The organism is Aquirufa originis, assembly GCF_042714495.1.
Taxonomy (GTDB): Bacteria; Bacteroidota; Bacteroidia; order Cytophagales; family Spirosomataceae; genus Aquirufa; species Aquirufa originis.
This window is the reverse complement of record NZ_JBBKXY010000003.1, coordinates 400,161-412,989: the sequence shown is the minus strand read 5'-3', so window position 1 is coordinate 412,989 and position 12,829 is coordinate 400,161. Positions and strand designations below refer to the sequence as shown.

Here is a 12,829-nt window from a genome sequence, read left to right as displayed (position 1 = left end):
CGGAAATGGGAACAAGTTGAACTTGTGTTATTCGATTTATAATCCGAATTTTAAACAAAAAATCATGCGTTTTTTCACCCTAGTATGTTGCATCATCAGTTCAATAGCCTTCGCTCAAAAACCACTCATTAATCACCACGCTGTTTCTTACGAACTCTATTCGACCCTAAATAAAACGACCTATCGACTGGGGGTTTCTGTACCCAAAGAGTACGATGCGAAGAAAAAATACCCGGTGCTTTATATACTAGACGGTTACTATGCCTCTGAAATTGCACATGGAACGCACAAAACATTGAAATTTTTCGAAGAGATTGACGATCTTATTTTGGTAACCATAGAAGGCACAGCCGTAACGAATAAAGATTGGTTTACGAAGCGATGGTCAGAATTAACCTTCACAAAATTCCCTGCCTACGACAGCACAACCTCGATCATGGAGGGCATACCAGCACCTGGATTAAAATCAGGCGATGGGAAGCGATTTTTGAATGTGATCAAAAATGAAATAATCCCTTTTATTGAAAAAAAGTACGCTACAAACGGACATCGAGGACTTTCTGGCCATTCACTTGGGGGCCTCTTCACCGCGAATGTCCTTTTCCATTCGCCTGAACTTTTTGACCATTATGGCATCAATAGCCCCTCATTTGTGGATTGGAACAAAAATGATATCCTCTTAGCAGAAAAGGAATTTGCGTCCACACACAAAAGTCTACCTGTCAAAGTATTTTTATCCTATGGTCAACTGGAGGACGAGGAAGGAATACAAAACATGAAAAATATAGCGACTTTATTCAAGAGTCATTATCCAGATATGGAAATTAAACTTGTTCTTTTTGATGATGAAGGTCATGCCTCTGTGATACCTGCCATGATCAGCAAAAGTATTAGATACTTATACGAAAGGAAGATTAAATAGTCTTTTTACTATATTTGAAAAAAGACTCTCTAAACCATGCAAAAAGTGTGCGTAATCGGTGCTGGACCTTCCGGAATCACCGCCTTAAAAAACCTGTTAGATCAAGGCCTGGAGGTTGTCTGTTATGATTTCAATACCCAAGTAGGTGGTAATTGGGTCTATAATGAGAAAACGGGGCACTCGAGTGTTTTTGAGACGACGCACATCATTAGTTCAAAAACCTTATCGCAGTACGAGGACTTTACGTTCGATGACTTTGAAAAAGGAATGCCTGACTATCCTTCTCACGATCAACTGAGACGTTATTTTCAAGGCTATGCCGCCCATTTCAATCTGTATCCACACATTGAATTCAATACGTTAGTGAAATCTTGTGAGCTAGACGAAGCGAAGAATTGGGTGGTAAAAACGGAGCATAATGGCGTCGAAAAAACAGAAACATTCACCCATCTCGTCGTTTGTAACGGACACCATTGGCTACCTAGAATGCCTCAATATCCTGGGGAATTCAGTGGCAAATTCATGCATTCACACGAATTCAAAAAAGCAGAACCTTTTCGCGATCAACGTATTTTAGTGATTGGTGGGGGAAATTCAGCTTGCGACGTGGCCGTAGAAACGAGTCGCGTCAGCAAAAAGACAAGTATCAGCTGGAGAAGAGGGTACCGGATTGTGCCCAAATTTTTGTTTGGGAAACCGAGCGATGTAGTCGCTTCGCGCTTAGCCTGGTTACCTACCAATTTGAAATTTTTCTTGTCTGAATTATCCGTCAAAATATTCTCCGGATCCAATAAAAATTATGGACTACCTGAGCCAGAGCACAGTATCACGGCTACCCATCCCACGATCAATGAGGAATTATTGTATAAAGTGAGGCATGGCAAAGTGTTTCCTAAACCCGATATCGATCATTTTGAGGGCAAAATTGTCCATTTCAAAGATGGATCTGTGGAGGAATTTGATACGATCATTGCCTGTACGGGCTATATTTTAGAACATCCCTTCTTTAGAAAAGACTTCCTGAATTACAGTGAGGGCGATGTGCCTTTGTATTTAAAAATGCTGCACGAGAAATACGAAAATTTGTATTTCGTGGGCATGTTCCAGCCACTTGGTTGTATTTGGCCAGGTTCTGAATTGCAGAGTAAAATTGCGGCAAGAGCGATTAAGGGACTTTGGAAAAGACCAGAAAACATCGCTGAATTATGCCAAAGAGAAGTCACCCATCCCCACCTGAATCAAATCAAAACCCCGCGACACACAATCACGGTGGATTTCCATTTGTTCATAAAACAACTCAAGAAACATCTACCTAACAACTACGTGAGCAAAACTCCAGTTTCATGAAAGAAACAATCGTTTTTGTGCACGGTATGAGTCACGGCGCTTGGTGCTGGGAGGAGAATTTCGTCCCCTATTTCCAAGAACTAGGTTACGAATGCATCGCACTGAATCTACCTGGGCACGAAACGCCGGGAAGCACTCAGCGCATTTCCTATTCCGTAAACGACTATGTTCAAGCCCTTCATCAAGCTGTAGCAAAATTAGATCAACCACCTATCATCATCGGTCATTCGATGGGAGGAATGATTCTGCAACGTTTTTTAAAAACGGGGAGGTGTAAAAAGGCGATTTTAATGTCTTCGGTTCCTCCTTCTGGGGTGCTGATGGCTACCCTTCGTGTATTATCAAAATTTCCGGGTGCTATTCCGTATTTATTTCAAATGAATCTTTTGGGTGTATTCCGCAAGTATCCACAACTGATGCTGAATGACCTAGGGTTAGTTGATAAATTTGCCCCAAAGATGTGCGCAGAATCCTTCTTTGCTTTCATCGGATTAATTGTCCCTATTTCTCTTAAAATTGCAGCACCTATTTTAGTTATAGGTGGTTCAAACGATCAATTAATCACTGTGAACGAGTTTACCCAAACAGCAAAACGATATGGCGCTAAACTTGTGATTATTGAAGGGGGTTCACACGATTTGATGCTCGATGAGGAGTTTGAGAGAACGGCAAGCGCCATTGACCGTTGGATAAGTTAACGACCGCTTAATAATTTTACCTAAAAAACCACTTAGGAAATAATAATTTCGATCAAATAAACTGATTGAAATGAAGAAATATTTCTTAACCATCTCATTATTCCTGATTCCATTATTGGGTCTTCTAGGTCAAACAATTCAAGTCAAAAAAGTACATAAAAAAGTAATCGAATACGCTCCAGATTATCAAAATCTACTTGACAGCTTGAAAGAACCAAAATACCTTAATAGGTACCATGAAATTAATGACTTCAATAATGATGGCAAACTAGATCTATTCATTCATACCATTGGAAATCCCGAAAAAAGTACTGTTCGAAGTTTATTTTTAAATAAAAGTACAAGTAGCAAATACAGTTTTGTAGAAGATAAAAATTACAGGACATTAACGTATGGCGATGGGGGTTTTCTGTCTAATATGTCTGGAGACTTCAATAATGATGGCTTAATGGACATATTTTGTTATACAGAAAATTACCACGGAAAACCAGGGAATCAACCAAAAGCATATTTCAAAGATGGCGATAACACTCCTGACTTTGTTTTGTTCAATACTGGAAAATCTTTTGTTCAGAAATTTTTAGATACTACGGTAATTAATCATGGGACAAAGTTTGACTACATAAATCAAAAATTCCCGATAGTTTTCGATTTTAATAAAAATGGGTTTCCTGAAATTATATACGGTAATCAGGGCCAAATTCCTTTCTCTGAACCTATTTCGGGCTCAAAAACACTTCTAATTTCTTATGAATTTGATAAAAACATGAAATGGAAAAATGAATTCAATTTATCAGTTCCCAACAATAGCAACTCAAGTCAACAATTATATACATACACATATAATTCTGGTGTGTTTAATAACATTTGGTTTTTTCTAACTTCAATAGATAAGTATTACGATTTAAGTACAAAAACATATCTTGATCAATTTGATTCAAACAATTCAAATTGCTATCGAGTTACTCAGCGATTCCTGAATAAAATTGATTTAAGCAAAAGCTTTGATGGGAAAAATGTTACGAAACTCGCTGAGCTGAACATCGAAAGACCATTTGAAATTGTAAATGATTGGGGTACCCATGTAAAAGATTTAGATAATGATTTGAATCCTGAAATCATAACACTAGAATGGGGGAATAATATGAAACCTACAGACAAGAGACCTTCTAAAATTGCAGTATATGATGTAAATGGAAAGGATATATCAAAACAGTGGTTTGATTCAGATTTGAACTATGATTATACAGATACCCATGCAAATGGAATTCACTTAGCCGATTTAGATAATGATGGAGATATTGATTTGGTACCTCAAAACGGCTGGAATGAGGAAATTAACGGATCAAAAGGGTATAATATTTTCTTAAATAATGGCAAAAAATTTATTAAAACATTTGTCACCTATTCAGGCTCAAAAACCTCTAGTGGATTTTTCGACCAAGTAGCAGATCAGTTTGGTTACCCAAGATCGAGAGGATTTAAAATCCCTGTTGATTTTGATAAAGACAAAGTATTTGAATTAATGCATGTTTTCGAATATGAAGACATTGACCTTGTTGAATTAAACTTTTGCAAATCAGCCACCAAACCAATCCTCAACACCTCAAAATTTACTTTTTGCGCATCTGACACTTTAAAGTTGTCTATCATAAATAGCGTGAAGGGTGATAAATACAAGTGGTATTCGGGGTCCAAAGTAGATTCTTCAAATGTTACGGCAAAAAGCTTCCTTGAGTCATTTAAGGTTCTACTTGTCAAAACTGACAGTTTGGGATGTGAGACAAAAACTGATACGTTGGCCATCACAAAATTAGCCGCAGTACCTACTCCTACGATCGCTAATACGACTCCCCTCACTTTTTGTGCAGGAAGCAATGTTGTTTTAACCAGTAGTGGAACAAATAATCAATGGTATTTTAATGGCGCTGCGGTCGCAAATGCGACAACAGCATCTTTTACAGCTAACGCTGCTGGGACTTATAAAGTCAAGGCACAAAGCGGCGATTGTAGTAGTCCTTTGAGTTCGGCAGCAACCGTGGTCGTCAACCCTATACCACCCATACCTAGCATCAGTTTAGAAGCAAACGGAGGTTTAACATCGAGTGCTTCAGAAGGAAATCAGTGGTATTTTAATGAGGTGAGAATAGAAAATGCAACACAGAAGACAATCAATCCAACGAAGAGTGGAAATTATACGGTTAAGGTAATAACTCCTTGCGCTAGCGAGGTCAGTAAACCCTATAACTTAGTGGTTACTGCGACAGAGGAAACGATTTTAGGGCGAGTACAAGTGGCGCCTAACCCTTTCTCGAACCGATTAAAGGTGAGTTTCCCTGTTGAATTTGGCAAAACAGTGCAAGTTAAAGTACTGGATAACATGGGTACTACTCACTACAAAAAACAAGTCGTAACGGATGGCGAACTCCTCGATCTAAGTCAGTTGAATGGAGGCAATTATGTACTAAGAATTGAGTCAAATGATAATATGGGTGTAAAGGCGATGAAAATAAGTAAGGTTCAATAAAATCGGCTGAAGCTTCTCTCATTAAAACACATTTTAAGTTCTAAACTATTTGAACAATATAGGACTCTTAATTATCTATTTCAAAAATTTACTCAATGACCAAATTAGTCTATTATAACTACCTAAATCAATAGCTCTTTGTCCTGTCAACATGGAAGTGTAATATACTGCCATACCATACTTATTTATGGGAGTTCCCACTTCATTGGATTGAAAACTCTTAAAATCATAACTAGGAAAATAATTTCGTATTTCGGGATGGCTTGAATTTATCAGTAAATCACGTATAAAAGAATTTTCAATAATTATAGCCCTAGGTGAAATCTGTTTTAAAGCAGAAAGAAAGATATCAAAACAAGCATTGGTGAAATCTTGATTTTGACTTAACAATTTGACGACTAATTTTTGAGAAGTTTCACGAACTGGAAATAAATCAATATGCTCAATATTAACATTAAGCTGCTGAGCAATGTGATTGAATTTTTTAAAGTAGGGATAATTTTGCCTGAAAACTTTATGAATATCTCCCAGGAGTTTAATGTTGGAATTGACAGAATCTAAATCGTAAAAAAGAGCTTCAAAATCAACCTTATCCAACTTTGACAAATACGCAGTAGCGTCATTTTTTACACAATTGACTTTAACGAAATGAAGCGATTTATCTAAATCAATAAACGAAGGGTTTACTCCTACGAACAAGATATCACTTTGACTTAATTCATCATAAATCATAGGGGCTCGTCCGAAGAAATAATCTGTTGGACTTTTCAAAAATAGGTCAATTGTTTGATGGTTGTGATGAACTGAAAGCATATATTTATATTATTTGATAATTTCAATCACAACAAAATTTAATAACTCTTGGTATTTATTCTTCAATAACGGAAATAAACTATGATCTAAAATAAGATCATTGGACTCGTTAATTGAAATCAATTCATTGTCCACCAAATTAAAATCAGTCTTAATTTTCTCGTACATTTCTTGAGTTTTTCCTGAATTATTTTTAACCCAAAAAGTTATTCCACCGGTTTTTTTATTTGGATTTGCTGAGTAAATGAGTTGTTGATTTCCTCTACCCACTTTTGAATCATTATTGAATGAAGATCCTGTTTTTGCAAACGAAATCCTAAATCGCTCATTAACAGACATGAATTCATTTAGAGGGGACCACAATTTTAAATAATTCTCTAGTCCGATTGAAGGCAAACCCTCCTCTTTGAGTTGAGAAATTTTACTTTCTAATCCTGAATAAACTGTCTTGTTACCAATTTTTTGGACTGCAAATTTCGTCTCTACATTGTCATCAACACTCGTGATTGAGGCAAAGGCGATTGCATTTTCCAACTCTTCCTCTAAATTATCATTATACTTTGCTCTAAGTAGGTTCAAAAGCTCAATAACGGAGAAAGCTCTTGATTTTAAATAAGAATCCATTTGACATGCTCCCCACACAACCTGCTCCCATTCTTCATCTAACAATTCTGTCTCACCAAATTTTGCAATTTTCACTTTCACATCATCAAGATCAATTCCAATCTTACTTGCAAATGATTTATTCCAGTCACAAAAATTGTTTTTTTGTGTTATCAGTCTGAAAATTTTGGGGTATGAAATTTGAATTCCAAGTAATACAAAAAGCATAAAATCGTCTCCTTGCAATTGACTTTCTTCCTTCTCAATAGCTTTTAAATGATTTATTAAACTGAAAGAATTTAAATATCGTTTGAGACTTCTAGGATTACTACCAATGCTTAATCTAACTGCTTTGGTAAATAATTCTTTATCAGAAACATTTACCTCTATTCCGAGCGAGTTAAACTTTTCTACAAGAAAATTCTCAATGTCATAAGTTCCTATAGGCATAGAGAAGGGCACTTGGATTATTTTGTCAAAAAATGACCTAAATTCCCTTTCATTCTCCTCTGTTTTAGGTCCAAATTTACTTTCTAATCCTTTAACCACTACATCGTAATCTATGGCTAACACAAAAATGCAATGAGGTATATCAAAAATATTTTTGAGGGCTTCTAAAATTTCAACTGCATCGCTCGGAGGAATTCGATCTAAGTCATCAACAAAAAATACAACACGATCCAATGGGACATTGGGATCACTGATTAATTCTGATATGAGTGCCGCAATAGTTGCTTTAATTTCTGCAATTTCAATAGTCGAAACATTGTTTCCATCGTGATTATCATTATATGCATTTTTAAAATCAACTCCAATCTGATTCGAAATAAACTGATTCGTGATGTTCCCTAGAAAACGTGTCGCCTTCTTGAACTTTTTTTCATTTTCATCTTTAAACGACCACAAACCTCTACTTCGACAGGTTTGTTCTAATTTTTCCATCATTGCTTTTAATACACCAGGAGTAGTTTCATTCGGCCCTCTAAACATGCTATACTCCCACGTATTAACCCAAGAACAAGCAATGGATCTTTCATTAAAATCTTCATATAAAAGAGCCATTAAAGATGTTTTCCCCGTTCCCCATTCCCCTTGCAATCCAATAGTTATGGGCGTGTCACTATTTGAAATAAAATTCGACAGGGCAATGCTATACTTTTCAACTTTTAGCAGATCCTCTTCTTTCCTAGAAATTGCTTTATCGACAATATTTGATTTAATGTGACCCATAGTTGGACTAGTAGTTTAATTAAAATAGATGACAATTAGACTAAAAACGTAAAAGGCAGCTGTGCTGGCCATCCCTAATTTTGTACTAAAAATCACGAATCCACTTTTCGTCCAAAAATCTCTTGGGGCCATAAAAAAAGTAGAGATTGACCAGGTTATTATGAAGGAGAATAAAGACGCTAGGAATGCTATGAGATAAATTACAATTTCCATATTAGTGGATTATTTTTCCGCCCTTGCTGCATCACCAAGACTGACTTTGTTATCAATTAATTTCGAAGCTTCTTTGTCTTTTATCTGAACAGTAACCCCAAAAGTTGCCATAAATAATTGTTCTACGACACCCACTTTCATACTGGCACGTATTTTAAGTTCTTCATTACTCTTCGTAAGGATCGTATTTGATGACTTGTTATTCAATGCTGCTAAGGTCAAAGTCTCTTCAGCAATGATATTTCCTTTATAAAAGACTAAGGAAAGCCCGAAAGCTTCCTTAAAATCTTTCGATAACGTCTTCAGTTTCTTATTCGGAGAAATAGAAAAATCAGCTTTATCGAAATGGTCTTTGATTGAACTAAATATTCCCATATTAATTTTAACAGTTTAGTTATTTTTTCTTTTTAAGTCTTTCCTTTTCCCGCTTTATCGCTTCTGCATGACGCTGTCTCTCTTTTTTGTGAGCCTCAGCGATTCTTTTTCTTTCTAAAGCTTGGCGTTCTCTCTCTCGTTTATTTGCCTCAGCAATTTTTTTTCTCTCTGCTGATTGTCTTTCTCTTTCTTTCTTTTTTGCTTCAGTTGCGCGCTTCTTTTCAGCAGCTAAACGTTCACGCTCCCGCTTCCTTTTTTCGATATCTGAGCTCATAGTCTATTTTTAAAATTATGCTTTGCCAGCTTGATTTAAAGTCATTGAATTATCTGCAAGTTTAGTATCTGTAGAATTAGATATCTGAACAGTTATTCCAAATGTCTCTTGAAAATAACGTTCCACATTTTCCACTCTACTTTTAGGACCCAATTCTAGCTCCCCCCCTGCGTTATCTATTTTAGACAAATCAGAGATTTTCTTCGTGTCATCAGCGATTTTTGCTCCATTATAAATTCGAATTGAGCAATCGAACTCTTTTTTAAACTGAGCCTTGATACTCTTTACTGAGCTTGACTTAATTACTTTAATAGTTGCCATAATATTTATGTTTGGTGATTTAAATTTTAAATAATATTTTAAGAATTAATCTTGTTTATAACTTCGGAAATGTATTTTAATTCTGCTGTAGTTATTTTACCATCAATCATTGATAATTCTTGTAATCGATTAATTAGATTCTCGCTCAATTGCTCATCAGATTTAATTAATTCAAAATTAATAGGCAATAAATCCTCCGAGTTCAACTGGAATTTCATTTGTTCTCGTGAAACTGAATCAATCAATACCTCATCGATCAAGGTAGATAATGCGATTATTTCTTCACTTTCTAGTTTTGTGTCGACCTTTAATAGATTAATACAAACTCCAATATAATTTTTCTCAATTTCGAATAACTCAGAGGTAATCTTCTCCTCTTTTATAAAAATACCCTTAGCGATTTGTGCAATTTTTTTAGTTAGATAAATGTCAATTCCACTAGAAACTATTCCTGAAATGATGGGAATAAATTTAGATAAATTAATTAGACTGGTGCTTCCGGCTTTGGACAGTAACCTACACCCAACAATTTTATTAATATCACGAAGTGTAGTAGATGAAACTTTTGATAATAGTTGCTTAGATCCTTTTGAAGCAATATTTGCGCCTACCGATTTAAGCACTTCCTGAACACTAGAGCCAACTAATGTCGCTAAAACAACAGTTTTAACGTTATCATTTTTAACATCATGACCGCCCAAATAAGCAATACCAGCTACTAGTCGAACATTAATGTAAAGATTTAAAGCAACGGAAGAGGGAACAGCAATAGGCAGAGTTATAATACCACCTAATCCAGAAGCAAATGAACCTGCCCCAATTTTAGCACATTGCCAGTTGATGAAACTATTAACTTGATCTTCAATTTCATTATTTTGGGTAATATAATCCTGAACTAATTCTTCTATAGCCTCGCCATTATCACCTAAAACTGCTGCGGAATACGCCCAATCAATTAATTTGTCTGCATTTAAATCCATAGTTGTTTTTCTATAATCAAATCAACGTTTTTATTTCAAAATCAACCTTGTCCAAATGAGTTCAAATCAGTCCAAACGTGTTCAAATATCCGATCCATGCAAAATTCTATTGTTTCTTTAAGATCGAATCCAATTTGATGTTTTTTCAAATAAATTCCCGACCTTGCCAGCCTAAACCCCAAAAAGATGGCCAAAGGCATGAATTCCCAAAAGGCGGCAAAGAAAGAAGCCGTGAAAACTCCGAAGGAGAAAAAAGAAGAAAAAAGAGAAAAGAAGAAAGCAGGCTATCAATAGATAGCCTTTTCTTTTTAGCGCTTTTCAAGTACTTTTGAGCTAAATGAGCTCAAGAGACCCCAAGGTATTTTTCATTACCCCTCCTTTTACCCAGTTGAATACGCCCTACCCTGCGACGGCCTATTTGAAGGGTTTTTTGAATACCAAAGGTTTGGCCTCTTATCAGGCTGACTTAGGCCTAGAAGTCATTCTCCAGCTTTTTTCCGCTAACGGACTAAAGAACTTATTTGCGCACATTGAAAGTTCTGGCAAAAAAGGGAATGAAAATGGGCAACGAATGCTACGCCTGAAACAGTCCTACATTCGCACGATTGACCCAGTTATTTCCTTTTTACACGATAAAAACCCCACCCTTGCGCACGTCATTGCGGAGCAAAACTACTTGCCGGAAGCGTCTCGTTTTCAACAAGTTTCAGATTTAGAATGGGCCTTTGGGAGCATGGGGGTGCGGGATAAAGCGCGGCATTTAGCGACGCTTTATTTAGAAGATATATCTGATTTAATTATTGATACGGTGGATCCGCATTTTGGGTTTAGTCGCTACGCAGAACGCCTGGGCAGGTCTGCCTCGAGTTTTCAAGAGTTAAACCAGGCCTTGAATGCCCCACTGACCTACATCGATGAATTACTAATAGATATATTAAAGGCCAAAATCGAGGCCGAAAATCCCGATCTAGTCGCCATTACCGCGCCGTTTCCAGGTAATTTATACAGTGCTTTACGCTGTGGACAGTGGATTAAAAAACACCATCCTGCCATCAAAGTAGCCTTTGGTGGAGGTTATGCGAATACGGAATTACGCTCTTTACAAGAGCCGCGCGTGTTTGAATTTGTCGACTTTATCACGCTAGATGATGGGGAGACACCTTTGATGAATCTTTTGGAGTATTTAAAAGGCACACGCGAATTAAAAGATCTGAAACGCACGTTTTGTTGCATCGATGGAACCGTTACCTACCTGAATGGGTCGAAGGATTCCGATGTGAAGCAAAAGGATGTGGGTGTTCCGGATTATTCGGATTTAGCCTTGGATTCCTATTTATCCGTCATTGAAATCGCGAATCCGATGCATCGTTTGTGGAGCGATGGAAGATGGAATAAATTGACCCTTGCGCACGGTTGTTATTGGGGCAAATGTACGTTTTGCGACATCTCCTTATCCTACATCAAAGACTACGAGGCCACCACGGCACCGATGTTAGTGGATCGCATTGAGGCAATGATTCAACAAACGGGAAACAATGGTTTTCATTTTGTGGATGAAGCCGCGCCGCCTGCTCTAATGCGCGATGTGGCGCTCGAAATTATCCGAAGAGATTTGACCGTTGTTTGGTGGACGAATATTCGATTTGAGAAGAGTTTTACCAAAGATTTATGCCAATTACTCGTTCGATCGGGCTGTATCGCTGTTTCAGGTGGTTTGGAGGTAGCCTCGGATCGCTTGCTAACACTAATTGATAAAGGCGTAACGGTAGCCCAAGTGGCGCAAGTAGCGGATCATTTTACACAAGCCGGCATTTTAGTACACGCCTATTTGATGTATGGATTTCCTACCCAAACCGCACAAGAGACCGTGGATTCACTGGAAGTAGTAAGACAGCTAGTGGAGAATGGGGTGATGCATTCGGGATTTTGGCATCAATTTGCACTTACGGCTCACAGTCCAGTAGGCCTACATCCAGATGCTTATCAGATCCAAATCTTAAATCCTGAACCAGGAACATTTGCAAATAACGATTTAGAGCATGCCGATCCAACGGGTACGGATCACGCACGATTCAGTGAAGGACTAAAGAAATCCTTATTCAATTATATGCACGGCATCGGTTTAGACATGCCTTTGCAGGAATGGTTTGAATTCAAAATTCCCCGCACGCAAATTCCCAAAAACTACATTAAGCGCATTCTAGCATCTACGGCAGAATCGTTCCCTAAACCCACCGCAAAAATTTGTTGGCTCGGACCAGTTCCTACGAAGACTAAAAAATACCTATTATTCAGTTTAGGGAAAGAAGAAGTTGAATTAGAGGTTTCAGGAAAACTAGGTGATTGGCTTATGGATGTATTGCCCAACTTATCCTTGGGCGCTGAAAAAACAGGAATCTTTGCTGAATTCGAAGCGTCATTTTCAAAGGCAGGCTTAGGTGATTTCCAAAACTTCTGGCAGGGAGAAATCGCGGAAGAGTTAAGGGAGATGGGGCTATTAGTGGTTTAAGTTTCAAATTAGACTAT

11 protein-coding genes are annotated in these 12,829 nt (G+C 37.2%); 5 read left to right on the top strand and 6 right to left on the bottom strand.

The features are described from left to right. Nucleotides 1–64: 64 nt before the first annotated feature. The 4 genes from SKC35_RS10210 (at nt 65) to SKC35_RS10195 (ending at nt 5,494) form a co-directional block, all read left to right on the top strand. Nucleotides 65–922, top strand: coding sequence for an alpha/beta hydrolase (locus SKC35_RS10210; protein ID WP_377979268.1), 858 nt, complete (start codon nt 65–67; stop codon nt 920–922). A 36-nt stretch (nt 923–958) separates the two neighbouring features. Continuing rightward, entirely contained in the window at nt 959–2,269 is a 1,311-nt protein-coding gene (locus SKC35_RS10205) for a flavin-containing monooxygenase (RefSeq protein ID WP_377979267.1), read from the top strand. Further along, nucleotides 2,266–2,967 carry an alpha/beta hydrolase gene (locus SKC35_RS10200; RefSeq protein WP_377979266.1) on the top strand — a complete coding sequence of 234 codons (702 nt, stop codon included), beginning with the start codon at nt 2,266–2,268 and terminating at the stop codon, nt 2,965–2,967. The genes SKC35_RS10205 and SKC35_RS10200 overlap by 4 nt, the downstream gene beginning before the upstream one ends. 70 nt (nt 2,968–3,037) lie before the next feature. Then, nucleotides 3,038–5,494 (top strand): T9SS type A sorting domain-containing protein, encoded by a 2,457-nt coding sequence (locus tag SKC35_RS10195; protein WP_377979265.1) that lies wholly within the window; start codon nt 3,038–3,040, stop codon nt 5,492–5,494. 75 nt (nt 5,495–5,569) lie between these two features. Here SKC35_RS10195 and SKC35_RS10190 read toward each other — a convergent pair whose 3' ends face one another. The 6 genes from SKC35_RS10190 to SKC35_RS10165 form a co-directional block, all read right to left on the bottom strand. Next, nucleotides 5,570–6,307: a hypothetical protein gene (locus SKC35_RS10190; protein ID WP_377979264.1), complete on the bottom strand. Its 738-nt coding sequence runs from the start codon at nt 6,305–6,307 to the stop codon at nt 5,570–5,572. Between the two features lie 9 nt (nt 6,308–6,316). Next, nucleotides 6,317–8,140 carry a KAP family P-loop NTPase fold protein gene (locus SKC35_RS10185; RefSeq protein ID WP_377979263.1) on the bottom strand — a complete coding sequence of 608 codons (1,824 nt, stop codon included), beginning with the start codon at nt 8,138–8,140 and terminating at the stop codon, nt 6,317–6,319. A gap of 222 nt (nt 8,141–8,362) precedes the next feature. Beyond that, nucleotides 8,363–8,728 (bottom strand): hypothetical protein, encoded by a 366-nt coding sequence (locus SKC35_RS10180; protein WP_377979262.1) that lies wholly within the window; start codon nt 8,726–8,728, stop codon nt 8,363–8,365. 19 nt (nt 8,729–8,747) lie between these two features. Beyond that, nucleotides 8,748–9,002, bottom strand: a complete 255-nt coding sequence (locus tag SKC35_RS10175; RefSeq protein WP_377979261.1) for a hypothetical protein — start codon at nt 9,000–9,002, stop codon at nt 8,748–8,750. A 15-nt stretch (nt 9,003–9,017) separates the two neighbouring features. After that, nucleotides 9,018–9,323: a hypothetical protein gene (locus SKC35_RS10170; RefSeq protein ID WP_377979260.1), complete on the bottom strand. Its 306-nt coding sequence runs from the start codon at nt 9,321–9,323 to the stop codon at nt 9,018–9,020. Nucleotides 9,324–9,361: 38 nt separating this feature from the next. Further along, nucleotides 9,362–10,303 carry a hypothetical protein gene (locus tag SKC35_RS10165; protein ID WP_377979259.1) on the bottom strand — a complete coding sequence of 314 codons (942 nt, stop codon included), beginning with the start codon at nt 10,301–10,303 and terminating at the stop codon, nt 9,362–9,364. A gap of 337 nt (nt 10,304–10,640) precedes the next feature. On the opposite strand from SKC35_RS10165, the gene SKC35_RS10160 reads away from it, so the two are divergent. Next, a complete protein-coding gene (locus SKC35_RS10160; RefSeq protein WP_377979258.1) occupies nt 10,641–12,812 on the top strand; it encodes a B12-binding domain-containing radical SAM protein in 2,172 nt (723 codons plus the stop codon). Nucleotides 12,813–12,829 lie beyond the last annotated feature (17 nt).